Source organism: Variovorax palleresanus (assembly GCF_051144945.1).
Lineage (GTDB): Bacteria > Pseudomonadota > Gammaproteobacteria > Burkholderiales > Burkholderiaceae_C > Variovorax > Variovorax paradoxus_S.
Genome location: NZ_JBJNVP010000002.1, coordinates 1,247,416 through 1,274,106 on the forward strand (window position 1 = coordinate 1,247,416; position 26,691 = coordinate 1,274,106).

Annotated in this window: 26 protein-coding genes; 19 read left to right on the top strand and 7 right to left on the bottom strand. The window is 63.4% G+C overall.

Annotated elements, in window-relative coordinates:
• The first annotated feature begins 3 nt into the window (after positions 1–3).
• From ACJ7Z0_RS09520 to ACJ7Z0_RS09560, 9 genes are all read left to right on the top strand, one after another.
• Positions 4–1,086, top strand: coding sequence for a tartrate dehydrogenase (locus ACJ7Z0_RS09520; protein WP_434789648.1), 1,083 nt, complete (start codon positions 4–6; stop codon positions 1,084–1,086).
• Between the two features lie 306 nt (positions 1,087–1,392).
• Positions 1,393–2,343, top strand: coding sequence for an ABC transporter permease (locus ACJ7Z0_RS09525; RefSeq protein WP_434789649.1), 951 nt, complete (start codon positions 1,393–1,395; stop codon positions 2,341–2,343).
• A complete protein-coding gene (locus ACJ7Z0_RS09530; protein WP_434789650.1) occupies positions 2,340–3,221 on the top strand; it encodes an ABC transporter permease in 882 nt (293 codons plus the stop codon). The genes ACJ7Z0_RS09525 and ACJ7Z0_RS09530 overlap by 4 nt, the downstream gene beginning before the upstream one ends.
• A 5-nt stretch (positions 3,222–3,226) precedes the next feature.
• Positions 3,227–4,222, top strand: a complete 996-nt coding sequence (locus ACJ7Z0_RS09535) for an ABC transporter ATP-binding protein (RefSeq protein ID WP_434789651.1) — start codon at positions 3,227–3,229, stop codon at positions 4,220–4,222.
• A complete protein-coding gene (locus ACJ7Z0_RS09540; protein ID WP_434789652.1) occupies positions 4,219–5,034 on the top strand; it encodes an ATP-binding cassette domain-containing protein in 816 nt (271 codons plus the stop codon). The genes ACJ7Z0_RS09535 and ACJ7Z0_RS09540 overlap by 4 nt, the downstream gene beginning before the upstream one ends.
• 50 nt (positions 5,035–5,084) lie before the next feature.
• The gene (locus ACJ7Z0_RS09545) at positions 5,085–6,578 is read left to right on the top strand and encodes an ABC transporter substrate-binding protein (RefSeq protein ID WP_434789653.1); all 1,494 of its coding nucleotides are present in this window, start codon (positions 5,085–5,087) and stop codon (positions 6,576–6,578) included.
• A gap of 4 nt (positions 6,579–6,582) precedes the next feature.
• Positions 6,583–7,983 (top strand): amidase, encoded by a 1,401-nt coding sequence (locus ACJ7Z0_RS09550; RefSeq protein ID WP_434789654.1) that lies wholly within the window; start codon positions 6,583–6,585, stop codon positions 7,981–7,983.
• Between the two features lie 23 nt (positions 7,984–8,006).
• A complete protein-coding gene (locus tag ACJ7Z0_RS09555; protein ID WP_434789655.1) occupies positions 8,007–9,455 on the top strand; it encodes an aldehyde dehydrogenase family protein in 1,449 nt (482 codons plus the stop codon).
• Between the two features lie 4 nt (positions 9,456–9,459).
• A complete protein-coding gene (locus ACJ7Z0_RS09560) occupies positions 9,460–10,353 on the top strand; it encodes an NAD(P)-dependent oxidoreductase (protein WP_434789656.1) in 894 nt (297 codons plus the stop codon).
• Between the two features lie 310 nt (positions 10,354–10,663).
• On the opposite strand, the gene ACJ7Z0_RS09565 is transcribed toward ACJ7Z0_RS09560, so the two are convergent.
• A complete protein-coding gene (locus tag ACJ7Z0_RS09565; protein WP_369655054.1) occupies positions 10,664–11,551 on the bottom strand; it encodes a LysR family transcriptional regulator in 888 nt (295 codons plus the stop codon).
• Positions 11,552–11,942: 391 nt separating this feature from the next.
• Here ACJ7Z0_RS09565 and ACJ7Z0_RS09570 point away from each other — a divergent pair, with 391 nt between their 5' ends.
• Positions 11,943–13,352 carry a GAD-like domain-containing protein gene (locus tag ACJ7Z0_RS09570; protein ID WP_434789657.1) on the top strand — a complete coding sequence of 470 codons (1,410 nt, stop codon included), beginning with the start codon at positions 11,943–11,945 and terminating at the stop codon, positions 13,350–13,352.
• A 343-nt stretch (positions 13,353–13,695) separates the two neighbouring features.
• The gene (gene tcmP / locus ACJ7Z0_RS09575) at positions 13,696–14,892 is read left to right on the top strand and encodes a three-Cys-motif partner protein TcmP (protein ID WP_434789658.1); all 1,197 of its coding nucleotides are present in this window, start codon (positions 13,696–13,698) and stop codon (positions 14,890–14,892) included.
• Positions 14,893–14,975: 83 nt separating this feature from the next.
• On the opposite strand, the gene ACJ7Z0_RS09580 is transcribed toward tcmP (ACJ7Z0_RS09575), so the two are convergent.
• From ACJ7Z0_RS09580 to tcmP (ACJ7Z0_RS09595), 4 genes are all read right to left on the bottom strand, one after another.
• Positions 14,976–16,268: a three-Cys-motif partner protein TcmP gene (locus tag ACJ7Z0_RS09580; protein WP_434789659.1), complete on the bottom strand. Its 1,293-nt coding sequence runs from the start codon at positions 16,266–16,268 to the stop codon at positions 14,976–14,978.
• A gap of 69 nt (positions 16,269–16,337) precedes the next feature.
• Complete coding sequence (locus ACJ7Z0_RS09585) at positions 16,338–17,081, bottom strand: DUF5131 family protein (RefSeq protein ID WP_434789660.1); 744 nt, start codon at positions 17,079–17,081, stop codon at positions 16,338–16,340.
• On the bottom strand, positions 17,078–17,716 hold the full coding sequence (locus ACJ7Z0_RS09590) for a LexA family protein (RefSeq protein ID WP_434789661.1): 639 nt from the start codon (positions 17,714–17,716) through the stop codon (positions 17,078–17,080). The genes ACJ7Z0_RS09585 and ACJ7Z0_RS09590 overlap by 4 nt, the downstream gene beginning before the upstream one ends.
• A 102-nt stretch (positions 17,717–17,818) precedes the next feature.
• A complete protein-coding gene (gene tcmP / locus ACJ7Z0_RS09595; protein WP_434789662.1) occupies positions 17,819–19,363 on the bottom strand; it encodes a three-Cys-motif partner protein TcmP in 1,545 nt (514 codons plus the stop codon).
• Here tcmP (ACJ7Z0_RS09595) and ACJ7Z0_RS09600 point away from each other — a divergent pair.
• Entirely contained in the window at positions 19,356–19,853 is a 498-nt protein-coding gene (locus ACJ7Z0_RS09600) for a hypothetical protein (RefSeq protein ID WP_434789663.1), read from the top strand. The genes tcmP (ACJ7Z0_RS09595) and ACJ7Z0_RS09600 overlap by 8 nt on opposite strands.
• Before the next feature lie 470 nt (positions 19,854–20,323).
• On the opposite strand, the gene ACJ7Z0_RS09605 is transcribed toward ACJ7Z0_RS09600, so the two are convergent.
• Positions 20,324–21,418 carry a GIY-YIG nuclease family protein gene (locus ACJ7Z0_RS09605; protein ID WP_434789664.1) on the bottom strand — a complete coding sequence of 365 codons (1,095 nt, stop codon included), beginning with the start codon at positions 21,416–21,418 and terminating at the stop codon, positions 20,324–20,326.
• A gap of 113 nt (positions 21,419–21,531) precedes the next feature.
• Positions 21,532–21,804, bottom strand: a complete 273-nt coding sequence (locus ACJ7Z0_RS09610; protein WP_434789665.1) for a helix-turn-helix domain-containing protein — start codon at positions 21,802–21,804, stop codon at positions 21,532–21,534.
• A 164-nt stretch (positions 21,805–21,968) separates the two neighbouring features.
• Here ACJ7Z0_RS09610 and ACJ7Z0_RS09615 point away from each other — a divergent pair, with 164 nt between their 5' ends.
• From ACJ7Z0_RS09615 to ACJ7Z0_RS09645, 7 genes are all read left to right on the top strand, one after another.
• On the top strand, positions 21,969–22,409 hold the full coding sequence (locus ACJ7Z0_RS09615) for a hypothetical protein (protein WP_434789666.1): 441 nt from the start codon (positions 21,969–21,971) through the stop codon (positions 22,407–22,409).
• A 336-nt stretch (positions 22,410–22,745) separates the two neighbouring features.
• Positions 22,746–23,681, top strand: coding sequence for a metallophosphoesterase (locus ACJ7Z0_RS09620; RefSeq protein ID WP_434789667.1), 936 nt, complete (start codon positions 22,746–22,748; stop codon positions 23,679–23,681).
• Between the two features lie 31 nt (positions 23,682–23,712).
• Positions 23,713–24,165, top strand: a complete 453-nt coding sequence (locus tag ACJ7Z0_RS09625) for an HAD domain-containing protein (protein ID WP_434789668.1) — start codon at positions 23,713–23,715, stop codon at positions 24,163–24,165.
• The gene (locus ACJ7Z0_RS09630; protein WP_434789669.1) at positions 24,162–25,007 is read left to right on the top strand and encodes a metallophosphoesterase; all 846 of its coding nucleotides are present in this window, start codon (positions 24,162–24,164) and stop codon (positions 25,005–25,007) included. The genes ACJ7Z0_RS09625 and ACJ7Z0_RS09630 overlap by 4 nt, the downstream gene beginning before the upstream one ends.
• Positions 25,004–25,837 (top strand): metallophosphoesterase, encoded by an 834-nt coding sequence (locus ACJ7Z0_RS09635; RefSeq protein WP_434789670.1) that lies wholly within the window; start codon positions 25,004–25,006, stop codon positions 25,835–25,837. Before ACJ7Z0_RS09630 ends, ACJ7Z0_RS09635 begins: the two co-directional genes overlap by 4 nt.
• Positions 25,834–26,049, top strand: a complete 216-nt coding sequence (locus tag ACJ7Z0_RS09640; RefSeq protein ID WP_434789671.1) for a hypothetical protein — start codon at positions 25,834–25,836, stop codon at positions 26,047–26,049. The genes ACJ7Z0_RS09635 and ACJ7Z0_RS09640 overlap by 4 nt, the downstream gene beginning before the upstream one ends.
• Positions 26,046–26,537 carry an HAD domain-containing protein gene (locus tag ACJ7Z0_RS09645; RefSeq protein ID WP_434789672.1) on the top strand — a complete coding sequence of 164 codons (492 nt, stop codon included), beginning with the start codon at positions 26,046–26,048 and terminating at the stop codon, positions 26,535–26,537. Before ACJ7Z0_RS09640 ends, ACJ7Z0_RS09645 begins: the two co-directional genes overlap by 4 nt.
• Positions 26,538–26,691: the final 154 nt, after the last annotated feature.

Sequence of the window (26,691 nt, forward strand, 5' to 3'; positions counted from 1 at the left end):
TCAATGCAGAGAAAGCACAGGATTGCCGTCATTCCCGGAGACGGCATCGGCGTCGAGGTCATGCCCGAAGGGTTGCGCGTGCTCGACGCGGTCGGCCGCCGCTTCGGCATCGATTTTTCGTACGACCACTTCGACTGGGGCTCCGACCACTATGTGCGCATCGGCCTGATGATGCCGGCCGACTGGGCCGACAAGATCCAAGGCCACGACGCGATCTACTTCGGTGCGGTGGGCGCACCCGACAAGGTGCCCGACCACATTGCCGTGTGGGGCCTGCTCATCAAGATCCGCCGCGACTTCGACCAGTACGTCAACCTGCGCCCCGTGCGCCTGATGCCCGGCGTGCCCGGCCCGCTGGCGCACCGCAAACCCGGCGACATCGACTTTCTGGTGGTGCGCGAGAACACCGAGGGCGAGTACACCTCGGTGGGTGGCCGCCTGTTCGAAGGCACGCCGCGCGAGATGGCAATCCAGGAAGCGGTGTTCACGCGCATCGGCGTGGACCGCATCATCGAATACGCCTTCGAGCTTGCCAGCCGGCGCAAGCGCAAGAACCTCGTGGCCGCGACCAAGTCGAACGGCATCTCGGTGACCATGCCCTACTGGGACGAACGCCTCGCCGAAATCGCCAAGCGCCACCCGGACATCGCGACCAGCAAGTACCACATCGACATTTTGTGCGCGCACTTCGTGCAGCACCCCGACTGGTTCGACGTGGTGGTGGCCTCCAACCTCTTCGGCGACATCCTCTCCGACCTGGGCCCGGCCTGCACCGGCACCATCGGCATCGCGCCCTCGGCCAACCTGAACCCCGAGCGCAAATTCCCCTCTCTATTCGAGCCGGTGCACGGCTCGGCGCCCGACATCGCAGGCAAGGGCATCGCCAACCCGATCGGCCAGATCTGGTCGGCCGCGCTGATGCTGGACCATCTGGGCAACAACGACCCGGTGTACGCAGAGGCTTCGGCTGCGGTGATCTCGGCCATCGAGACTGTGCTGAGCGAGGGTCCGCGTACTCGCGACATGGGTGGGAACGCTTCGACCGTGGATGTTGGTCGCGCGATTGCTAGCTGCATTTCGGCATGACGCGCTGCTCTTGTTCAGGGCGCGATCACGCCGACGGTGTGCGGAGCGAAGCGAATGTCCCCCGGCCTGCGGCCTCCTCCTTTATTTCGCTGCGCAGAGCACACCATCGACGTGATCGTTCAGAGCACTTGTTGATCGGTTGGCACAGGCGCTGCGTCCATGTGCGAATGGCACCGGGTGCTCCCCGCAGCGAAATAAAGGAGGAGCCGAAGGCGGGGGACATTCGCGGAGGGGAGTACCCGGTGTCATTCGCACGCGCCCTGAACAAGAGCATCCCACGACACAACGCCGAGCGGAGTCACTGAAATGGGCCTGTTCCTGCTGAAACGCACGCTGACGTTGATCGGCACCCTGGTGGGCGCATCGATCATCGTGTTCCTGGTACTGGAGATTCTTCCAGGCAATGCAGCGCAGATGCTGATGGGCCCCGATGCCGCACCCGAGGCCGTGGCCGCCCTCGCCACCAAGCTCGGCCTCGACCAGCCCGCCTGGACCCGCTACTGGCACTGGATTGCCGGCCTCCTGACGGGCAACCTGGGCGACAGCTACGCCTACAGCTCGCCGGTGCTCGACCTGATCCTGGAACGCCTCGCGCTTACCGTTCCTCTGGCCATGCTGGCGATGGCCCTCACCGTCGTGATTGCGCTGCTGGTGGGCGTGACCGCCGCCGCGCGCCACAACAAGCTCGGCGACGTCGGCCTGATGAGCATGGCCCAGGTCGGCATCGCCATTCCCAATTTCTGGTTCGCCATCCTGCTGATCCTGGTGTTCTCGGTCCAGCTGCAGTGGTTCTCGGCCGGCGGCTTCGAGGGATGGAGCGAGGGCATCTTCTCGGGCATCAAGTCGCTGCTGCTGCCGGCCCTGTCGCTGGCGGTGGTGCAGGCCGCGATCCTCGCGCGCATCACGCGCTCGGCGGTGCTCGAGGTGATGCGCGAAGACTTCGTGCGCACCGCGCGCGCCAAGGGCGTTTCGCAGCGCGCCGTGCTCTGGACCCACGTGCTGCGCAACGCGATGATCCCCGTCATCACGGTCATGGGCATGCAGTTTTCCGAACTGCTGGCCGGCACCATCGTGGTGGAGAACGTGTTCTACCTGCCGGGCCTGGGCCGCCTGATCTTCCAGGCCATCAGCAACCGCGACCTGATCGTGGTGCGCAACTGCGTGATGCTGCTCGCGGCCATGGTGGTCATCGTGAACTTCGTGGTCGACGTGCTTTATGCCGTGATCGATCCGCGCATCAAGGCCAGCGACATATGAACACCCTTGCTATTCCAAGCCCGAGCGCTGCGGCGCTCAAGGTCCCCGGCTTCTGGCAGCGCGCGCTGAAGCACCGCAGCTTCGTCATCGGCGGCGTGCTGGCCGCATTGCTGCTCGTGGCGGCTCTCGTGTCCTTCGTGTGGACGCCCTGGTCGCCCTATGCCATGGACATGGCGAGCAAGATGCAGGCCCCTTCGGCTTCGCACTGGCTCGGCACCGATGCATTCGGCCGCGACGTGGCGTCGCTGCTGCTGGTGGGTGCGCGTGCATCGATCCTCGTCGGCGTGATCGCGGTCGGCATCGGCCTCGTGGTCGGCACCGCACTGGGCCTGCTCGCCGCAGCCAAGCGCGGCTGGGTCGAAGAAGCAGTGATGCGCCTGTCGGACTTCACGCTGGCCTTCCCCGCGATCCTTTCGGCCATCATGATGACGGCGGTGTTCGGCGCCGGCATCGTCAACGCAATCGTCGCCATCGGCATCTACAACATCCCGACGTTTGCACGCATCACGCGGGCCTCGGCCAACGCGATCTGGTCACGCGAGTACGTGGCCGCCGCGCGCGCCTGCGGCAAGGGTTCGTTCGCCATCACGATGCAGCACGTGCTGCCCAACATCTCGGCGGTGCTGATCGTGCAGATCACGATCCGCTTCGCGATTGCCATCCTGGCCGAGGCCGCCCTCTCCTACCTCGGCCTGGGCACGCAGCCGCCGCAGCCCTCGTGGGGCCGCATGCTCAGCGAAGCGCAGACCCTCATGTTCCAGCAGCCGCTGCTGGCCGTCTTTCCCGGCATGGCGATCGCGCTCGCGGTGCTGGGCCTGAACCTGCTCGGCGACGGCTTGCGCGACCTGCTCGATCCACGCCTCGCACGCGCCAGGTAAGCAATATGCCTCTCCTCGAAGTCAACAACCTCCAGATCGGCCTGCAGACCCAGCGCGGGCCGGCGCAGGCCGTGCGCGGCATTTCGTTCTCGCTGGAGCGCGGCGAAACGCTCGGCATCGTCGGCGAATCGGGCTGCGGCAAGTCGATCACCGTGATGTCGCTCATGGGCCTCTTGCCATCGAGCGCCAAGGTCACGGGCAGCATCAAGCTCGACGGGCAGGAGCTCGTCGGCCTGCCGGAAAAGCAGATGTGTCAGATCCGCGGCAACCGCATCGGCATGATCTTCCAGGAGCCGATGACCGCGCTGAACCCGGTGCACACCATCGCGCGCCAGGTCGGTGAGCCGCTCCAACTGCATCGCGGGCTGACGAAGGCGCAGGCACGCAAGGAAGCACTGAGCCTGCTCGACCGCGTGGGCATTCCCGACGCGGCCTCGCGCCTCGACGCCTACCCGCACCAGTTCTCCGGCGGCCAGCGCCAACGCATCGGCATCGCGATGGCGCTCGCCTGCGGGCCCGACCTGCTGATTGCCGACGAGCCCACCACCGCCCTCGACGTGACGATCCAGAAGCAGGTGCTCGACCTGATCCAGGGCCTGGTCAAGGAAATGGGCATGGCGCTGATCCTGATCTCGCACGATCTCGGCGTGATCGCCAACAGCGTGCAGCGCATGCTCGTGATGTACGGCGGCAGCGCCGTGGAAAGCGGCCCGACCGACACGGTCTTCGCCGGTCGCGCCCACCCCTACACGCGCGGCCTGTTCGCGGCGCGGCCCGCCATCGGGGCCGTGCGTGCCGGCCGCTTGCCGACCATTCGCGGCAGCGTGCCCGAACTGGTCGACATGCCGCGCGGCTGCGCTTTCGCGGGCCGCTGCGCCCACACCATCGACCTGTGCCAGAGCACGCGGCCCCAAGCCACGATGCTGCCCAACGACCACACGGTGCGCTGCCTGCGGCTGGGCGAAATCGCCGCGTCGAATGCCAAGGCGGCCACCGCATGAGCAAGTCCACCACCGCCGGCCAGCCCCTGCTTGCCGTGAACAACCTCTACCGCCACTACGCGCTGCCGCGCGAAAAGCTCTTCGGCCCGCCACCGACCGTGAAGGCGCTCAACGGCGTGAGCTTCGAGGTGCGGGCCGGCAAGAGCGTGGGCATCGTCGGCGAATCGGGCTCGGGCAAGTCGACCATCGCGCGCCTGGTGATGGCGCTCGACACGCCGACCTCGGGCAGCGTATCGCTCGAAGGCCGCGACCTGCATGCGCTGCCGAAGGCCGAGCTTCGCACCGCGCGGCGAGATTTCCAGATGGTGTTCCAGGACCCTTACGGCTCGCTGGACCCGCGCCAGACCGTGGCGCGCATCGTGGCCGAGCCGCTCGAGGCGCTGGCCGAAACCAGCCGCGCCGTGCAGCGCGAGCGCGCCTCGGAAGCCCTGGCCGCCGTGGGCCTGCGCACCACCGACATGGACAAGTACCCGCACGAGTTCTCGGGCGGCCAGCGCCAGCGCATCGCCATCGCTCGCGCCCTCATCACACGCCCCAAGCTCATCGTGGCCGACGAACCCGTGAGCGCGCTCGACGTATCGGTGCAGGCCCAGGTGCTCAACCTGATGCAGGACCTGCAGCAGCAGTTCGGCATCAGCTACCTGCTCATCAGCCACGACCTCGCGGTGGTGAACCACCTGTGCGACGAAGTGTGCGTGGTCTTCAAGGGCCGCATCGTCGAACGGGGTCGCCCGGCCGACCTGTTCCAGCACGCCCAGCACGAATACACGCGCACCTTGCTTTCCGCCGTTCTGCACACACCGTCCCGCTAGCCGAAACGGGCTCTCTTTTCCTCCACCCTCACATCTCCAGGATCTATCGAATGTTGAAGCGACGCACACTCATGACTTCCGCCATGGCCGCGGCAATCCCGGGTGTATTCCTGCCCCAGGCCCGCGCGCAGGCCGGCAAGAACACGCTGACGATCGGCATGCCGCTCGAGCCGCCAGGCCTGGACCCGACGAGCGGCGCCGCGTCTGCCATCGCGGAGATCACGCAGTACAACATCTTCGAGACGCTCACCAAGGTGAATGCCGACGGCTCGGTCACGCCGATGCTGGCCGAAAGCTGGACGTCGTCGCCCGACATGAAGACCTTCGTCTTCAAGCTGCGCAAGGGCGTGCGCTTCGAGAATGGCCAGCCTTTCAACGCGTCGGTGGTGAAGTTCTCGTTCGACCGCGCGGGCGACGCCAAGAGCACCAACAAGGACAAGCGCTTCTTCAGCGAGATCAGCACCGTGGCGCTCGACGAGTACATGGTGGGCGTCAACAGCACGCTGCCCAACCCCGACCTGCCCTTCATGCTGGGCCAGTCGACCGCCTGTATCGTCGAGCCCAAGAGTGCCGAGACCAACGTCACCGCGCCGGTCGGCACCGGCCCGTACAAGCTGAGCGCATGGCAGCGCGGCGCTTCGTGCACGCTGGTGAAGTCGCCGACCTACCGCGACCCGAACCTTGCGAAGACCGCGAAGTTCGTGTTCCGTTTCATGTCGGACACGGCCGCGCAGACCGCCGCACTGCTGTCGAACGACATCGACATCTTCCCGCGCGCGGGCACGCGCTCGGTGAGCCAGTTCAAGGGCAACCCGCGCTTCCAGGTGATCGAGGTCGGCACGCGCGGCAAGGTGATCCTGACCATCAACAACCGCAAGAAGCCGCTGGACGACGTGCGCGTGCGCCGCGCCATCCTCGCGGCCATCGACCGCAACGCCATCGTCCAGGGCGCGGCGGACGGCTTCGGCAGGCCCATCGGCAGCCACTACGCCCTGGGCGCACCGGGCTTCATCGACACCACGGCGATGAACCCCTTCGACATCGAGAAGGCGAAGAAGCTGCTGGCCGAGGCCGGCGTGAAGACGCCGCTCGAACTGCGCCTGCAGCTGCCCCCGCCCTCGTATGCACGCCAGGGCGGCGAGATGATCGCGGCGCAACTCGCGCAGATCGGCATCAACGTGAAGATCCAGAACGTGGAGTGGGCCCAATGGCTCAGCGGCACCTTCGGTGGCGCGCACGACTTCGACCTGACGATGGTCGCGCACGTGGAGCCCTTCGACCTCGTGAAGTACACCGAGCCCGACTACTACTGGGGCTACGACTCGAAGAAGTTCCGCGACCTGTTCGTCACCATCCAGAACGAAGAGAACAAGAAGCGACGCGCCGACCTGCTGGCCGAGGCGCAGCGCCAGCTTGCGACCGACGCGGTCAACGGCTTCCTGTACCAGGCGGTGTTCCCGACCATCGCGCGCAAGGAAGTGAAGGGCCTGTGGCCGAGCATGCCGATCGTGGTGAACGACCTGGCCGCAATCTCGTGGAGCTGATGCGATGGCCAAGCCCCTGTACTCCCTGAGCGTGCAGGAGTTGCACGCGGCCTATCGCAGCAAGGAACTCTCGCCGGTGGAAGTGACGCGCTCGGTCAACGAACGCATCGCGGCCTGCGAGCCCGAACTGCACGCGACGTGGCTGTTCCGCCCCGAGCTTGCGCTCGAACAGGCCCGCGCCTCCGAAGCGCGCTGGCTGGCCGGCTCGCCTCGCGGCACGCTCGACGGCGTGCCCGTGACCATCAAGGACAACCTCGCGACCGAGGGCGATCCGATGCCGCTGGGCACCGCCGCCTACGACCTCGTGCCGATGGCGCAAGACTCGCCGCCCGCCGCACGCCTGAAGAAAGACGGCACGGTGCTGGTCGCCAAGACCACCATGCCCGACCTGGGCATGCTGTCGTCGGGCCTGTCGAGCTTTCATGAACTCTCGCGCAACCCGTGGGACCTGTCTCGCACGCCGGGCGGCTCCAGCGCGGGTGCCGGTGCGGCGGCTGCCGCGGGCTACGGCCCGCTGCACGTGGGCACGGACATCGGCGGCTCGCTGCGCCTGCCGGCCAGCTGGTGCGGCATCTACACGCTCAAGCCCAGCTTCGGCCGCATTCCGTTGAGCACGCCCTACATGGGCCGCTGCGCGGGACCGATGACGCGCACGGTGGCCGACTCGGCGCTGATGATGGCCTCGGTCGCGCAACCCGACGACCGCGACTATTCGGAACTGCCCGCGCCAGCCATCGACTGGACCGCCTTCGAGGTCGACCCGTCGTTCCTCAAGGGCAAGCGCGTGGCGCTGCACATGGACGCGGGCTGCGGCCTGCCGCTCGATGCGCAGATCGCCGATGCGGTGCGCCGCGCGGCGAACCGCATCGAGGCGGCCGGCGCGCTGGTGGAGGAAATCAAGCCCTTCATGACGCCGAAGATGCTGCAGGGCATGGACCACTTCTGGCGCATGCGCTCGTGCCTCGACATGCAGGCCATGCCGGCCGAAAAGCGCGCGAAGATCCTGCCGTACATCCGCGACTGGGCCGAGAGCGCCGCCGGGTTCTCCGGCGCGCACATCTTCGACGCCTACAGCCAGTTCGTCGCCACGCGAGCGGCCACGGTCGCAGCCACCAAGGCCTACGACTTCGTGATCTCGCCGGTGTCGCCCAACATGCCCGCGCCCGCGGACCATGCCTCGCCGACCAACGACCCGATGCTGCCGCTGGAGCACATCGGTTTCACCGTGCCCTACAACATGTCGGAACAGCCCGCTGCTTCGATCAATTGCGGCTACTCAGCCGAGGGCCTGCCCATCGGCCTGCAGATTGCCGGACGACGCTTCGACGACCTGGGCGTGCTGCAGTTCAGCCGCGCCTTCGAGCAGATCCGCGAAGCACAACACCCCTGGCCGGAGCCTAGGTGACCGGCCGCAAGGAGACAAATCAAATGGACGCAACCCACTACATCGACGGCCGCCGCGTGCCGTCCGAAGGCAACGCCACCATCGATGTGATCGACCCGAGCGACGGCCAGAAATTCGGCCAGATCGCGCGCGGCACGGCCGCCGACGTGGACACGGCCGTGCGCGCCGCACGCCAGGCCATGGGCGAGAACTTCGACGGCCCCTGGGGCGCGATGACCGCACTGGAGCGCGGCCGGCTGCTCGCCAAGCTGGGGGCCGCCGTGATGCAGCACCATGAAGAACTCGCGCAGCTCGAAGCCCGCGACACCGGCAAGGCACTGCGCGTGGCGCGCAACGACGCCACCGCGCTGGCCCGCTACATGGAGTACTACGCCGGCGCCTGCGACAAGCTGCACGGCGACACCCTGCCCTACGAGCGCGGCTACACCGTGCTGACGGTGCGCATTCCGCATGGCGTGACGGGCCACATCATTCCCTGGAACTACCCGATGCAGATCGCGGGCCGCAGCGTGGGCGCATCGCTCGCCGCGGGCAACGCCTGCGTGGTGAAGCCGGCGGAAGACGCGAGCCTGTCGCTGCTGCGCCTGGCCGAGATTGCGACCGAGGTGGGCTTTCCGGCTGGCGCGCTCAACGTGGTGACGGGCTACGGCAAGGAAGCCGGCGCCGCGCTGTGCGCGCACCCGGGCATCGACCACATCTCGTTCACCGGCTCGACCATGACGGGCCGCAGCGTGGGCCTGGCCGCGGCCGAGCGCCATTGCCCTGTGACGCTGGAGCTGGGCGGCAAGTCGCCGCAGATCGTGTTCGCCGACGCCGACCTGGACGCAGCCGAGCCGGTGCTGTTGAACGCCATCATCCAGAACGCCGGCCAGACCTGCTCGGCGGGCAGCCGCGTGCTGGTCGAGCAGTCGGTCTACGAAGAGGTGGTGCAGCGGCTCGCGAAGCGCTTCACGGCCGTGCGCGCGGGCACGCCCGCCGAAGACCTGGACATGGGGCCGCTGATCAACGAGAAGCAGTTTCGCCAGGTGCGCGACATGGTCTCGACGGCCGAGGCCAACGGCCTGAAGGTGGCGGCGCGCGGCACGGTGTCGCCGAATGCATCGGCCACCGGCTACTACCAGGAGGCCGTGCTGTTCCGCGACGTGCCGCACGACAGCGACCTGGCGCAGCGCGAGATCTTCGGCCCGGTGCTGGTCGTGATGCCCTTCGCCGACGAAGCCGAGGCGGTTCGCCTGGCCAACGGCACGGACTTCGGCCTGGTGGCCGGCGTGTGGACCCGCGACGGCGCGCGCCAGCTGCGCATGGCGCACAAGCTGCACTGCGGCCAGGTCTTCGTCAACAATTACGGTGCGGCGGGTGGTGTAGAACTGCCTTTCGGCGGCGTGAAATCGAGCGGCTTCGGCCGCGAGAAGGGCTTCGAGGCCCTGCTCGGATTCACGACCCTCAAGACCATCGCCATCAAGCACGGATGAATTCATGACAAGCACTGAACAGCAACAAGCCCCCCGCCGCGTGGGCCTCGTCGGCGTCGGCCTGATGGGCCACGGCATCGCCAGCAACATCGTCAAGCACGGCCACCAGCTCACCGTGCTGGAGCACGCGGGCAACCAGCCCATCGACGGCCTGCTGAAGGCCGGCGCCACTTCGGTGAAAGACGTGGCCGCGCTGGCCGCGCAGGTCGACGTGTTGATCCTGTGCGTTACGGGCACGCCGCAGGTCGAGGCGGTGATGCTGGGCGACAAGGGTGCATTGACTGCGCTGCGCCCCGGCACGGTGGTGATCGACTGCTCGACGGCCGTGCCCGCCTCCACTGCCAAGGTGGCGGAAGCGGTGAGCGCCAAGGGCGGCAAGTTCATCGATGCACCGATGACCCGCACCGCAAAGGAAGCCGCAGAAGGCCGGCTGAATCTGCTGGTGGGCGGCGACGCCGAGGTGCTGGCCTCGTGCCTGCCGCTGCTGCGTTGCTTTGCCGAGAACGTCACGCACGTGGGCGGCATCGGCGCGGGCCATGCGATGAAGCTGCTGCACAACTTCGTGTCGCTGGGCACCGTGGCGCTGCTGTGCGAAGCTGCTGCCTGTGCGGAGCGCGCCGGCGTGAAGCCCGACGTGTTCGTCGACGTGCTCGCCAAGGGCGGCGGCAATGGCGTGGCGCTGGAGCGCGTCAAGCCCAAGCTGCTGACGGGCAGCACCGATTCGCTGAAGTTCTCGATGGCCAATGCCAAGAAGGACCTGGGGTACTACAACGACATGGCGGAGCAGTCGTCTTCCAGCCATGGCATTGCGCAGGCTGTGGATGCGCTGCTGACGCATGGCGTCGAGAAGTTCGGGCCGGATCGCATGGTGCTCGATCTGGTCGAAGCGATGCGCTGATTTTTTATTGTGTTCTGTGCGCTGTTGTTCAGGGCGCGTGCACAGGACACCGGGTACTCCCCTCCGCGAATGTCCCCCGCCTTCGGCTCCTCCTTTATTTCGCTGCGGGGAGTACCCGGCGCCCTGTGCACCTGGGCACCTGGGCACGCTGCTGGTGTACCGCCGATCAACAACCGCTCCGAATAACGCTCCCGTCGATGGGGTGCCTTGCGCAGCGAAATAAAGGGGGAGGCCGCAGGCCGGAGGACATTCGCGGAGCAAGGTACCCCGTCGGCGGGAGCGTCGCCGCGAATGAACCCGAGCCCGAGCCCTAAGGCATCCCCCGCGCCAGCAAATGATCGACAAGCCGACGCTGCGGAAAACTCAACGCCTCCTGCCGCGTGCACAGATACATCCGTCGTGAAGCCCAAGCGTCGGTGAGGTTGATGAACCGCAGCTTCATCTCCTTGCGATAGGTCACCGCAGCCCCCTCGGGCAGGATGCCCACGCCCATGCCCGCCTCGATCATCCGGCACACGGCCTCGAAGCTCTTCACCCGCACGCGCAGCTTCAGCACCTTGCGCGCGCTCATGGCGGCGTCTTCCATCGTGCGGGAGATGGCGGAGTCGTCTTCCAGCCCCACGAAATCGAAGTCGAGCAGTTCCTCGAACGACACCTCGCGCCCGCGCCACGGATGCTTCTGCCGCACGATGGCCACCAGCCTGTCGGTGCGGTAGGGAATGAAGTTGAGCGCGGGGTCGGCCGCCTCGCTGGTGATGACACCGACATCGGCCTGCCGGTCGCGAATGGCCTGCACGATGTAGACGCTGCGGTGCTCTTCCACGCTCACGCGGATCTCCGGGTAGCGCTGGCGGAAGCTCGCCACGTCGTCGGGCAAGAACTGGCCCATGGCCGATGCATTGGCATGCAGCCGCACGCGGCCGGTAGCGCCCTGGGCGTAGTCGGAGAGGTCGGCACGCATGCGGTCGACGTCGCGCAGGATCTGGCGCGCATGCATGGCGAGCGATTCGCCAGCGCCGGTGGGCGTCACGCCCTTCGAGGTGCGGTTGAGCAGCGCGACGCCCAGGTGGCCTTCGAGAATGGCCAGGCGGCGGCTCGCGGCCGACAGCACCATGTGGCTCTCGGCGGCGGCCTTCGACAGGCTGCCGTGCTCAATGGCGCGCAGGAAAAGCGCCAGCGAATCGAGGTCGGGTCTCATCGGATTCTCGTCGTGCTGCGGGGGCCGCCATTGTCGGGCCAGCGGGATGCTTCGAGTCGGCCGAAGCATTGGAGCGGTCATTGGTCCACGCCGATCGGTTGACGCCGGCACGCACCCCTGGCTACATTCTCGAGCACTGGGTCACCGCAGTGATATTCGGCGTACCGCTTTGGCGGATCGTCGCACGCACGGGCAACCCGGCGCCATGGCAGTCCTGTTCTTCATCCCCCTGGTGGACATCGGCGTGCTCTGGCGGCTTGCGTACGGCAAGTGGCCCGGCATGCCCGCTCGTCCCTGAAAGCCTGCACGGATGGCCGCGAGGTCGCACCCTCTTCGCCAGGAGGCCTGTGCCTCTGAGAAAAATTCAAACTCATTTTCGAAATCGAAGTCCATGTTCGGTCGAATCAAGCTCCATCCATTCATCAAGGCGAACCCTCCGCATGCCGACTGCGCGCCGGCGACGAAGGCACTGCTGCACATGTACGAGGGGCAGTTGCCCGCCGCGCTGCTCGAGTTGTGGCGCAAGCACGGACTTGGGTTCTATGGCCGCCGGCAGATCTGCCTGATCGATCCGCAGGCGTGGCAATCCATGCTCGACCGATGGATCGTTTCGCCACCCAGCGCCACCGTGCGCGTGCCCATTGCGCTGACGCCATTCGGCACGCTTCTTTTTTACAGAAAGCTCACTGCTGCAGACGAGGACGTTGCGGCACTGAACCCCGTGACCCGCAGCATCAGCATCCTGAGCTGGGACCTCGTGGATCTGTTCAACAACGTTCTGAGCGACCCGAGCCAGATCGATGAATTCATCCAACCGGCCATGCTCGAAACCGCGCAGCAACAAGCCGGCACGCTGGCTCCCGGCGAGGCGTACCACGTCGACCCGATGCTGTTGTCCATGCAGATGCTGAAGATCGCGAGGACGGATGCGCTCGCGCTTCACCAGAAGCTTCGCGCGCAGGTCGACCACGAGCAGACGCCGCCCGCGCCGCCCCCGGACAGCGTCCGCGCGGCCCTGCCCGACAAATATCGCGCGGCCTTCAAGGACCTGGAAAGAAAAGACGGCCACCCGAGCGGGCTTTATCTATCGACTTACATCGATTGGCGCCGGCTGGTCGCGCTCGACGCGGATGGCAGCTACCAACTGCTCTTCTGGAAGAACGATCACAAGACGGGCGAAGCATCGGACATACGGCGCTACAGCGGGCAGTATCGGGTGCTCGAAACCGAAGAAGGCGACTGCCTGCTGCAGCTCGACCTGGTGTTCACCAGCAAGTCGCTGGGCAGCGATGCCAACGATGACGGCCTGTATCTGATGCGCAGCGGCGGACAGCCGCTGCTGTTGCAGGCCGCCCGCCTCGAGGACATGGCGACGGCCATCGGCGGCCGCGCAGCAACGATGGGCAGCTCCGAGCACTATTTCCGGCCCGTGCGTCTGGACGATCCTTTTCCCGTCGAGGACTCCGACGGGATGGACACTCCGCCCTTCGAGGACCTGCCGGTTGCGCTGCAGGCCCTGGTGCACCGCGAGCCGCTGAGGGCGACGATCGTCGAGGTCGCCGCCAACAGCGACCCGGAAGACGACACCGTGATGGTCTGGGTGGATCTGGGAAGCAACGACGGGCTGCGGAAGAACATGCCGCTCATGTCGCCCCAAGGCAGCCCGCGCGCACTTTACGGCTGGGTGTGGCGGATGGACCGGGAGCGGTGCGGAGTCGGCATCAAGGTACGGCGGGACGCGGCAGGCGCCATCGTCAACGGGCCCGAGACCGGCGACGTCCTTGTCAGCCGGGCGGATTGAAGCGCGATATCGGGTGGGTGGGTGCTGAAGAGCGAGCCCGGGAATACCCTCTGACCCCTCCGAAGTCTTCTTGCCTACATTTGCCCAAGGGGAACAAACTGATGGACCAGAAGACGGTTAAGTCATTGATCCGCCATGGCCGCAAGAAGTGGTCAAAACAACAAAGCTATGGACTCGCTCCTTCAGCCCCGACCCCATGGGGCAACTGTGCAAGTAATAGTGTTCTGGACTGGCTTACCTGGAGGGCCTAGGGCAGTTCTCTGAAGGGTGCATCGCTCCTTCGCGCCAGCGATCATCACTGGCATACTGGTCGTCTATACAGTTTCGACATGATGAAACGCACATGGACGACGTTGTCAACACGATGATCCCTGCCGCCTATGACGGGCGCGAACAAGCGCTCGTTAAGCATCGAATGCTCGAGGACTACCTCGAGAAGCTTTTTCTAATCATCGGTCTGACGTCCAGAAGCGGTGGTACCGCCGAACTTTGCTATGTCGACTGCTTCGCCGGTCCCTGGGGAGACTCGTCAGAGGAAATGCAGACGACATCGATAGCGATCTCGCTCAAGACTCTTGACGGCTGCCGTCAAAAGCTTGCCAGCCTCGGGGTCTACGTAAAAATCAGGGCTCTCTACGTCGAAGAGAAACTCGCGTCGTTTCAGCGGCTACAGACCTACTTGGCTGCTAGCACGCCTCGGAGCGTCCGATCGCATTGCATGCAAGGTGACTTTGTCTCGCTTCGGCAGGACATCCTGGATTGGGTCGGTTCGGAATCCTTCGCGTTCTTCTTCATCGACCCCATGGGCTACACCGAGATTGCTGTCCCAACGCTTTGCCCGCTGCTCCGCCGCCCGCGCTCGGAGTTCCTCATCAACTTGATGTACGACCACGCTAACCGTGCGATGTCGATGCACGGCATGAAGAGTGCCATGACGACGTTGCTTGGCGAGAAACTCGAGGTGGCCGATCTAGCGCCGCGGCAGCGTGAACGCGCCATCGTTCGCACCTATCGTGAAAACCTCAAGCGTTGCGTTCCCGCGTCGACGACCCACCCGGCACGAGCGGCACATGCGCGCGTGATGAACCCACAGCGTGATCGCACGAAATACCACTTGGTATACGTGACGTCGCACCCGCTGGGTATCGTGAAGTTTATGCAGATATCGGAAGCCGCCGATCGCATTCAATCCCAGGTGCGTGCGGTCAAGCGCGATAAGAAGAAGGCGGTCGACAAGGGAATGGACGAGCTCTGGCCCGTCGGATCGATGGTGGATTTCGACGCCACTCATGCCGCCCCAAAGGATGTCGACGAGTTTTGGCAGGCCTACCTCGCCGACGGTGATCGTCTTATCGATACCGCCGCCTTCGCCAACATCCTCGAAAAGACAGACTGGTTTGAAGGCGATCTTCAATCTTCACTTGTAAGGCTGATCAAGGCAGGTCGTATCGTCAACCGATCGGCCGACGCGTCGCGTCGCTATAAGCGCCCCCTGCATTTTGAAGCAGGCATCGGCGAGCGCCTTGCTTGGGTGGCGTAGAGCGCGATCGAGGCGCTGTTAACGACGTTGACGTGTCCCCTGCCGATCACAGGCGCGGGGCACCACAGATCGTCCAAGCGCGGTCAAAGGAAGATCATGGGCCGCTGCGGAGCAGCGGTCAGAACATCGCCAGGTCGCAGAGTGGAGCCGCGCAATCGCCGGCTGCCGTCGGCGGCTGCTGACGCGCCGATATCGCCGCTGCGAATCGCCGCATCGAGGGACATACGGATCATGTCGGCAGTCGCCGGCGTCGAGCTTCCGAATCGCTCCAAAAGTTCGCCGAAGAGGATGGGCTTGCCGTGATCGTAAATTGTCGGGACCAACTTCGCAGCCAGCCCTGACAGGCACCGCTCCGAAGCAACCTTATCGAAGTGATGGGCTTCTCCTAGGTCGAGTGAGTCTTGCCCCGTGACCGAACCGTCAACATTTGTGCTGTAGCCGAGCGTGAAAATGTCTGGCTCGAGGTAGTGCGAGAAATGATTGGAGAGTTTCCAGTGCAACTCCATCATCACGTCGCGCGCCTTGAAGCTGTTGGAGAGATGCACAAGCCAATACGTCCAGGCCGTGCTGCCCTTCGGGGTGATGTAGAAGATCGTGTAGTGTTTGGCCCCGCTGACCTCGACCAGGCTCTTGGCCAGGTTGCGTTGGATGGCCGATCGCCAGACATTGCCGCCAGCGAGCTTGAGACCATCAATGGTCTCCCAATTGATGTACCGGTCTAGCCCCAATTCCTTGAGTTTCTTTCGGCTCTGCGCGGTGTTGCTGAGGAACGCGATCAACGAGTCGACGTTGAACGTGAGGAGGACCTCCGCGCCTTTGACCTGCGAGAAGATCGTTCGAAGCAGCGGTGCCGAAACCTGATCATACGCATACTGGTCGAGCAAAAAGATGGCACGCTCACCGCGCTCTCGTGCGCGGATGTCCGCAATGATCGAAGAAACGCGTTCTTGGAACGTGCCTCGAAGCATTTCGATGTCGCTCCCCAGTCTGCTCTGCTCTACCCGCGCGCAAACCAGCTGCCGCAGGTAGTCGAAATTGCCTTTGTCTTTTTCGACGAAGTAATACTTCGCGGCGATGTGCCGCGGCTTCAGTCGGCCAACGTTGAGTGCGACTTGTTGCTCCGCGACTGTATTCAAAGCAATGAGTGGCGAGCCTTCGTGGAAGTTGATGCCGTCTTCGGCCATGTACTCCCCGCCGCCGGCAAAGCCATCCACGATTGACAGCGTCAACTTCTCGATGAGCACGTTGCTCATGAGCACCTGGATGTATCGCTCAAGATAACTTCGAACAATTTGGTGCTTGACCAAGCTGTGTGGATCTATGGGCGGAGGGCGGCTGCCTAGGTGCCAAGCGTACTTTTCGTCTCGTTTGACCATCGTGGGTGGCGCAGTGGGAATAGGCCGATCCTAACCGCGCTCTCCAACACGGCCAATTCATCTCCTGCGTTAAATTGCCGCTGCGGCAGGCATTTCGTCCCAGGTACGGCCATTTAGCAAGCGGCCATTTGCTTGCTTGGCCCGACGCTTGCCGTCAGCGCCCCATCCGCCCCACTGCTTGAAGAAAAATGCAACCTCTTGCTCTTGGCACTGGGTCCGCACAGCCTCTGCCCACTCGGTCTTCATTGGACGTGCCTTCGGCCCAGACTCTCCGCCAACGATCACCCAATGGATATCGGTAAGGTCGAGCTCTCCCACATCAGCCAGTAGGGGTTCGACCGACAGGAAGCGGATCGTGGCGGGTACCTTTCGAAGATAGTCGATACGCGGCACACCGTACTTCCGATCCTCGACCGAAACGCCCAGCCAGGCGTTGGCCGGGACAGGGCGAGTACGGAAATAGCGCGCCATCCGGGCCGCTCGCTTGGTCAGAATCTGGTAGGTGTGGTGGGGCGTCTGCGCGATCACCTCGAACACCTTGGCGATGTACTCGTCCGGCACGCGTTCGTGGAACAGGTCCGACATGGAGTTCACGAAGTAGACCGTCGACTTCTTTCGCTTGAGCGGATCGTTCAGCCGATCAGGCAGCAAGGTAAGCGCGAATCCATTCTCATAGCCTGCCGTTCCCATGGCCTTCAGCCGCTTGGCCATGGCCTCCGCATAGCAATGCTTGCAGCCAGGCGAGATCTTGGTGCACCCGACAGTCGGGTTCCAAGTCTGCTCAGTCCATTCGATCTTGCTGATGGTTGTCATTGTGATTTCCAATGCTTAGTTAGCTTAGCGCTCCTTGGCGCGAGCGGTCGGTAACTACGAACAATTCCTCTGACGACGCCGATGATGTTCAGCGTTTCCCGAGGGTCTACAGCCTGTGTATCAACGCCATGTGGCATCAGGTGAGGCCGCCCGTGGTCTGTCCTGAATTCCTTGATGGTGTGCATGCCATCGATCTCAGCCACCACGATGTCACCGTGTGTGGCTTGCACACTCGCCTCCACCACCGCCACATCACCGCTCAGAATGCCTGTGTCCACCATTGAGTCGCCGCGCACTTTCACGAGCACGGTCTTGGAAGGCCGAGCCACCAAGAGTTGGTCCAGCGCCTGAGCCTGCACAAGACCAGTGGCGTCTCCGCCCGCGCCGAAACCCGCACGCACTTCGTCGTCACTGAGGTCCAGCGTGAAGAAGCTTGGCCCAGGCGCCAGTCGTCCACCGACGGACTTGGCCAGGTGGCCGGTAGCAATCAACCGCTGGGTGAACTTGAACGCAGCGTTCTTCGCCTTGAATCCCAGAGCCTCGGCCATTCGGCTGTACGACGGAAAGCAACCCATGCGGGCATATGTGTCGCGCAAACGGCGCAGATGCGCGTGGTCGTTGTTCGGTCGGGCCATCGCGGCATTTTAGTGAACAATCGTCCACTAATCAAAGAAAAGTTGCGGATGCAGCCGAGGCCGCACTCTTCAGGCAATGTCAGATGAGGTTGGAGTTGCTGGTCAGAACAGATTGAAGTTGCGGCTGCGCGCAATGTCGCCCCAGATGCGATCGGGCAATGAATGTCGTGAGAAAAACACGAGACGGTAGATAGAGCGGCCCTTGCCATCGGTGATGAGAGGCATCTGGCCGCTGACCGTGAAGCCTAGCGCCTCGACCGCCTGACACCAGGCAGTGAAGAACCAACCAGGCAAGCTGGACTTGGACAGCGCATCGGCGGGCACCGAGGCGCGCCAGCCCGGCAATGCGTGGTCGAACCGATCCCGCTTGGGGTTCAATTCCATATCGATATTGCGCGTCAGGTCCATCAGGCTGAAGTGAACGGCAAAGTCCACGTATTGCAGCTTGGCTAGGCGCTCGATGATTGAGAAGGAGAGGTATTCGAGGTTGTACGGGTCGATGTAAGCCAAAACCAATGAGCCGAATGGCACGGCTTTGATCATTGCATCAACAGTCTGAAGCGCCGGCCCTGTAAAGCTCTGCACTGACGCACCAACTGCGGCGAGCCGCAACTCGTTGGCTTGTGCTCGTTTTCCTTCGATATCGCCAATCAGCATTCGGGTGTCCACCCGGACAAACTTCGTGGGCACAGGATATGGCGGATGAACCATCCAGTAGTACACGTTGCGACTCACGTAGAGCTCCAGGTGCCTGGCGGGTTTCCCTTCCGGAATCGGCCATCGCAATAGCTCAAGCAGTTTTGAGCGATTCTTTTCAAGAAACTGCCTGCGCCCCAGGATTCGACTGAACTGCCCCGCCCTGTCGCTCTCCGACTTGCCGAATATCCGGTCGCGGAGTCGACGTCCATCCTTGGCCGTATATGTCGGCTGGTTGTACTTGCACTCCCCAGTCACGAGAAGGTTCTCTTCCGGCCAATAGGCGAAAACGTCAAAGTCGCCAACGTCATCGAAGCGCTCGCTGCGAAACCTCCTGTAGAAATCGACGCCCCGCTCGACGAATGGAGTGTGACGGTCAAATATATCTTTGGTGCGAATCTCCAGGCGCTTTTCGATTCCCTCTTTGACTTCGCGGATAAGCGGCTCGACGTTGGGCCAATCGAAATCTGCGGGAAGGTAGCCATCACGCACCGGTGACATCCAGTTGTACATGGACCGGCTCGTCGCCTCCGCGCCCCAACGTAGTTGGGCGCCATCTACAACCAGTGGCCTGATCGCGTAGCGATGGGTTCGCTTGCTGTGCTCCCAGTAGGGAACTTCCGCTTCGTCGACATCTCTTCCGAAAAGCCTGAGAACGCCCTTTTCTGAGAGCGTCAGGAACGACACGATGTTTTTCGCCTCCTCAGGCTCGAGCCGATCGATGCTTTCAACAAGAACTTGCACGATCCGCTCGGGGGCCGCCGCGTACGAGAGTGAGAGCTCGTCGTCGAACCCGGACCTTTGAGCCTGGGACAGTACCGCCAGAGCTGTGATCAGGTTTTGCAACTCAAATCCAACATCGGCTTTGAATGCGGTTTTTAGCTTCTCCGACTCAAGTAACTCTTTTGCTGCGCCCTCCACGACGTCTTCGCTGTTCGCGTCAATGTCCAACCGTGACTTCGCGTACCAGCAGTCACTCACGGGATACGCGAAGGCACTCGCGGAGAATCTGAACTCCAAAGCTGAACGGTCCGCCGTAGGCGAACTCATTGCCAATCGAAACAAGGCGATGGACCGCCGGGACAAGGTGGAGGTCCAGTTGCAGGATGAGCTTCGGCGGGCTGCCAAGGCTGCCAATACTGCCGAACTCTTGGGGGGGATCAGCCAAGCTCTCCAGTTCACGCAAGTGATGACCATGGCCAGCGGCATGATGGGTGGAGAGGCGATTTCGAAGTCGACCACTGCGCCGTTGAAGACTTCGGCAGATGTTGTGAGGGCCGTGCAAGGCGCTGGGGCTCGGGCGGCGGCCGCCGCCGCCGAACTCGAGTTGGAGCGCGGCCAACTCATTAACGCGATTCAGGGTATCAACGGAAAGATCCTCGACGCCGGAGTGAAGAACGGGATCGACCAGCCGGGCATTTTCAAGGTCTACTTGCACTGAATCAGCACGCTGCTCGCGGGGTGGGAAGACTGCCTTGACGAGTAAATCGCACGCTGCGCCCACGGTGCGGATCAGCTGGCACGCCCCTTGCGCTTACATCAGAGGCGAATTGCAGCGACTGCCTACGCGGCTCGACAGCCGGATCGAAGTACTTCTGCCCCCCTCTGGAAGTCGCCCCCTGCCTGACCGGGTCCGGAATTCAACATGGGTCGTTTGAGCGCTCGTCGCATACCGGCAACTGGCGGGCGTAGCCACCGCGTACTGCCGAGCCTTTCCGAAGGTGTTGTCCAGGCTTCCGCCCGATATTGCGAACCGGGCGCGCAGCGCCGCAAGCTCTTCTCCGGGGCAGCAATGGAGCGGCAACGAGTTGTTCGACGTCCGCACCCATTTCGTTTGAGTACCGAGCCGCGGCAAATCCTCTATCCAGCGCTGCCGGACCGTTCGACGGACGGGATGTTTTCATGCGTGCATCAACGCCTGAGCAGATGCCTCAAGGAAGGAAGCAGAACCGAGACGAACTCGTCGTATCGGTTGTCGAAAACCGCCCCTGGCACCAGATGCTTGTCCCTGAGGCCTCTGATGGTCTGGTCTTGCTTGGGCGTTGCAGGCGGCCGATGGCCTTGCCACGCGAGCAGGAACAGGCGCCGTAGCGTGGGCTCGTTTCGACGACCGCGCTGGAGGGCAGCAGCGAGCACCTCGGAAGGGCTGTTCGAGCGGCTACCGATGACACGGCCGTGCTTGAAAGTGAGAAGTACCGGCAAGATGCCCTTCGTGTTCCAGAAGTGCCAGCTGAGTCCCGGAGCGAACTCTTCGCGCCAATAGCGGTACCTGGTGAGCCGATAGCACGCCGTGAAAACGGCATCGCGCTGATCTGTGGGCGCACCTGCCTCGTAGTAGGCGAGCGCGACCCTCAGGAAGTCGTCCAATGCCTCACTCCAGCTTGCCTGCGATTCGAATGTCTGCCGGTCAAGGTCCCTTCGCTTGAACCTGTGCCAGTGTCCGTGCGACCTGAGCGCCGTATCGACCAGCTCCTGGGACGCGAAGATGTATTGACCGCCCCGGACCTTGTCGGCGCCATGCTGCAGCATGAGCTCCAGCGTGACCTCGTCCTCCATCCTGGCAGCCTGGCTCCTGTCACTCGTTCCCGTGCACACGCAATGCAAGCGCCGGACTGGCCGGTGCAAGGTCGTCCAGTCCGAAGCAATCCCCGCACAGTGCTGCCGAAATCGACGCTCGAAGTTGTCGGTCATTCCGACATAGAAAAACCCATCCTCCAAGGCGAGCGCGTAAATATAGAGAACGCGCGAGTTGGCGCCGGGCCGGCCACCTTGGTCGACGGCGGCAGGCTCCTGGTGAACGCTATTCAACGGGCTCGCTGCGGAGGAAACCCGCTTGGCGAGCCGTACGAATTCAGCAAACACCTCGTCCGGGACCTCACTCCCCATCAGTGCCTTTTGCCATCCGCGTACTCTGGGCCAGCTGACACCGAGGATGTCCGTTTGCCTGCGCGAAAATCCCCCTCTGTCGCTGGCGCCTTGGGCCAGCGTCTCTTTTGTCAATCGCATGCTTGCTCGTGAGTAGTCGATCAGGGCCGGCGGATGCGCTCTATGGATGAAAGGTCCGCCAGAAACTCAGAATGGTGCGAATCGAGCTTACACGTCGCGCTCGTCGGATCACCTCAAGATTGCGCCGACTGTGTGCGAAGTTCCTTCTTGTACCGCTTCATCAGAGATTGCATCAGCTCCGACGGCTCGACGGTCAGTCCTGCACAAAGCGAAACCAGGCTGGTCAGGGACGGACTGGTCGTCGCTGTCTCCAGTTTGGCCACGAAGGTGCGGTTGAGTCCGGCTGCGAATGCCAGCTCCTCCTGATTGAAGCCAAGCGCTGCCCGCCGAGCTTTCAGCTCGGCCGCAAAGGCTCTCAGCAGCGCAGGATCTTGAGTCGACCGCATGCAACGAATCTCGTTGCACGGCCTACTTTATGCACCCGCTTGTATGGTACAAATTGATGCATCAGAAGATTGAAGGAAAACTGGATGCTCAGTGTTTTCGGAATGGATGCAGAAACGCCGTCAAATAAATGGCGGTTTTCGACCCAAGTGCGCAGAGGGTGTGCATGACTCTTCCGCTCCTGCTCGCGCTGGCTGTCGCCGTTGTCCTGTTCTACTGGGTCTGGGTCGTGGCCCCGCGCGGGATCCAGGTGCAACGCGAGGCACTCCTCCAGACGGAAGGTCGAGCGACGGGGGCGGCATTCTTTCCGCTCGATCCGCGCCGCATGCTGGGATCCTGGGAGGGAACGTGCATCGTCTTTGACCCGGATGCCAGAAAGGCATGCATCGTCGTCAAAGGCAAGACAGCCCATACCGTCGATTTCGACTACTTCCGGATGTGGCATCTCAAGTGGATCGAGCAGTTTCAAGGGCCGCTGAGCCCGTACCTGCACGTGCACTTCCTCTTTGAGACGAGTGACTTCGATCGCCCGACCATCCGGGTCAATGTGTCTTCCAAGGCAGAGGGTGACCAATGGAACGCGAAGCTGGCGATCCTGCTGCAGTAGCGGCTGGCCGGTCGAATCCGGCAAGCATCGCTCTGATGAGCCCGCCCCCGCTCAGCCGTTGCATGTTGACAATCTCGGTTGCCCGATGCAGTAGCCACCGCTAAGATAAGCCCGACGAAAACGCTCCTTCAAGACCCACTTCAAACGCCATGTTGAACTTCTCAGCCGCAACCACACAACGCGTCGCATTCGACGCGGGCGCAGCTGTGCACATGGTCATATGTTCGCGGACGTCGACCCGAACCTCGAACCGGATAGCGGCGGCGATATCGCCTCGCCTCATCCTCGTTCCCCAGTCCAGGAGCTGACAGATTCGGCTCCCTCCAGGAGCCCAGAATGGTCAGCCCGAAGCAGTTTTCCTCTCTCCCGCCAACAAGCGCCAGCCCCAAGCTCCTGTTCGTCGGCGACCCTCATAGCGACTTCGCCCCCGTGATCGCCGCGGTCGAGCGCTTGCGGCCCAGGGCGATCGTGCTGCTGGGCGACATCCAGGCGCGCCAGCCTGTGCACCTCGAGCTTCAGCCGATCCTGGCTCTCACCGAGGTCTGGTTCATTCACGGGAACCATGACACGGACTCCGATACCGACTATGACAACCTGTGGGGATCGGAGCTCGTGGACCGCAACCTGCATGGACGGATCGTCGATATCGCCGGGTACAGGGTCGCGGGCCTGGGCGGCATCTTCCGCAGCAAGATCTGGGATCCGCGCCGGCCGATCGAAGAGGCCGCATTCGCCTCGACCGACGCGCTGCGCCGCTCCATGCGCCCCGAAGAGCGGTGGAGGGACGGCATTGCCCGCCGGCACCGCTCCACCATCTTCCCGGATGACTACCTTCAGCTACTCCGGAGCCCGCCCGCCGACATTCTGGTGACGCACGAGGCGCCGGCAGCACATCCGCACGGCTGGCAGGCGATCGACGAGCTCGCCGAGACGCTCGGCGTCCAGCTCGTAGTCCATGGTCACCATCACCAGAGCATCGACTATCTCGCGGAAGGGATGCAGAGTGCTGCAGCACCGTTCCGTGCCCTCGGCGTCGACATGGGCTCGCACCTGACGTGGCCGCGGGATCCAAAAAAGGAGGCTGGATCGGAAGTTCTTCCACAAGACTTGCTGGACCTTGCCATGCAGGTATTCGGCGCAGAGGCTCCAGCTTGGCTGGACAAGCCACACAAGCTGCTCGACGGCCAGACGCCAGCAGCTTTCGCAGCCGGGGGTGGGTCGGAAAAGGTCCGATCGATGCTCAACGCCATCCAATACGGTGGTGTCGTATGAGGCCCGATGAGAGTGGATTCGGAGGTCCAGAGTGATCCTCTTCCTCGACTTCGACGGCGTGCTTCATCCCGAAGGGGAGGATCACATCCACAACGGCGGCGTCGACTTCTGCTTCCTGCCACGCCTGGAGGCGTTGTTGCGCGAGTTCCCGTTCGTGAAGATCGTGATCAGTTCGTCCTGGCGTGAGCACCTGCTCAACAAGACGCTGCTGAAGCCGTTCTCCAGCGACATCCGGGCCCGCATCGTTGGAGCTACCCCTCCTTCGGGGTTTGGCCTTCAGCCGCCGTACAGGAAGCGTGAAGGAGAAATCCTCGCTTGGCTACAGATCCACGATGCGGTCGACGAGCCATGGGTCGCGCTCGACGATGCCTATTGGCAGTTCGATCGCTGCAAGGACCACCTGGTGGTGTGTGGCTCATTCACCGGCTTCGACGACAAGGCCAGTGCCGAGCTTCGCACGCGCTTTGAAGGGGTGTCCCGATGAAAGTGCTGATTCTTTCCGACCTCCACCTCGAGTTCGCTCCGTTCGAGCCGGTGCCTGATCTCGAATTCGATGTCGTCATCCTCGCCGGCGACATTCATTCGCCGGCCAAGCGCGCCCTCCAGTGGGCGATGGATCGCTTCCGCGGCAAGCCCGTGATCTACCTGCTTGGCAACCACGAGTACTACGATGGACGGCTGGATACAACACTGGCAGAAGCGCGCCGCGAAGCTGAAGGCAGCAATGTCCATCTGCTCGACGGTGACGAGCTGGTGATCGGCGGCGTGCGGTTCCTCGGCGCGACGCTGTGGACCGACTTCGCGCTCGCCATCGAGACACCTGAAGGTCCGATCAGCGATGTCGGGCGTGCCATGAAGATGGCGACCAATCTGCTGAACGACTACGCGCTGATCCGCACGGCCGACGAGTCGGCGGAGCCCGACACTTGGCGTGACAAGCAGGGCAGAAAGCTTCAAGCGGCCGACACGCTTCGGATTCATCAGGCGCAGCGCGCTTGGTTGCGCAACGAACTTTCGGAACCGTTCGACGGACCGACAGTGGTTGTGACACACCATGCACCTCATCGCGGCTCGCTGGCGCAGCGCTACGCCGATGACTGGGCCTCGGGCGCCTTTGTCACCGAGCTTCCGGATACCTTCTTTGATGTGCCCGTGCTCTGGGTGCATGGGCACACGCATCAGCAGTTCGACTATCGGGTCCGCTCCTGCCGAGTCGTGAGTAACCCGCGCGGCTATGTGAACTGGAGCGGCAGGATCGAGAACAAGGCGTTCGATCCTGGTCTGGTCATCGATGTGCAAAATGTTACTGGAGGTGAGGACTCGTGAAGCTGCTCATCCTTTCGGACCTGCATCTCGAGTTCGGCGTCTTCAACGTCCCGAAGATCGACTACGACGTCGTGATCCTTGCCGGGGACGTCTTCGTGCCAGGCTCCAAGGCCATGCGCTGGGCCCGGCGGGCAGACACTTTCGGGGACACGGTCTCGATCGTCTTCGTGCCGGGCAACCACGAGTTCTACAGCGGCGTGCTGCAGACCACGCAGAAGGAAATGGCGCTGTCTGCGGCCGCGTGCAAGGTTCATTTGCTGGCGCCTGGCGAGGCCGTGATCGAGGGCGTCCGATTTCTGGGCTGCACGCTGTGGACCGATTTCGAGTTGCCCATCCAGGCCAAGGCCGGCCCCACCGTCGACATCGAGCGCGCCATGAAGATCGCCAAGCTCCAACTCAACGACTACTCATCGATCCGGTGGGCCGAGACACCAGAGCCTGCCGATCAGTCCATGGTGCACGTCAAGCCGAGGAAGCGCCGCCTGACGCCCGAGGACACGCGAGCGCTGCACCAGCGTGACCGAGCCTGGCTGGCCCAGAAGTTGGCCGAGCCCTTCGACGGACCGACGGTGGTCGTGACCCACCATGCACCGCACCGCGGATCGCTCGCACCACACTACCAGGCCAATTGGCTGTCCGGCGCCTTCGTGAGCGAGCTTCCGGGCTCTTTCTTCGACGTTCCCTCGCTCTGGGTACACGGCCACATCCACGAGAGCTTCGATTACCAGGTCGGCAACTGCCGCGTGGTGTGCAACCCCCGGGGATACATGCGGCATGGCCGTGACCAGGAGAACAAGCAGTTCAACCCCGAGTTCATGGTCGAGCTATGAGTGACATCCAGTCATCTATCCGCACGATCCAGCAAGTGCTGGCTGCCGCGACTGCGGTCTCGGGCGGGGACCTCGAGGCGGCCATCCTCTGGTACAGGAAAGAGCCACTCGCGCCATTCGACTACAAGACAGCTGAGTCGCTGGTGGCCGAGGGGCGAGCCGCCGATGTGCTCGATCTCCTGGAGTCCTTCCAAGCCGGTTTCGTCGGATGACAACTCCGCGCACCACCCACGTTGGTGACTCCAGCGACCTGCTGTTCCTGGATATCGATGGCGTTCTTCATCCCGTCGAGACCGGCCACTCGTTCAGCAGCAGGTTCTTCAGCCATTTGCCGCTGCTGGAAGAGCTGCTTCGAGAGTTCAAGTCTGTAGAGGTCGTCATCTCGTCGGATTGGCGGCGAGCCGAAAGCATCGAACAGCTGCAGCGGTATTTCAGTGCCGACATCCGACACCGGATCATCGGCGCGACGCCGCAGATTGACCCCCATGTCGCTGTCCACCATCGGCGGCAGCTGGAGATCCATGCCTGGCTCGACGGAAACGGCCGCAGCGACGCTGAATGGGTCGCACTTGACGATTGGCCCTCGCACTTTGAAGCGGGCTTCGAACGGCTCGTGCTCATCGACCCCAAGCGTGCGTTCGATCAAGATAGCTTTCAGGAACTGCGCTCGCACTTCTTGCGGTTCGCGGCCGGCCGTTGAACCGCCATAGGATCAGTTGGCGAACTGTGCTTGGTTCAAGAAAGCTGCGGCACTCAAGCTTCATCGCCACTTCGACGCACATATGAAATGAACCCCTCATCCCGTCGGACCTCCACGCGCGATCCGCCCGCTGTAAAGCGGTATATCAATGCTG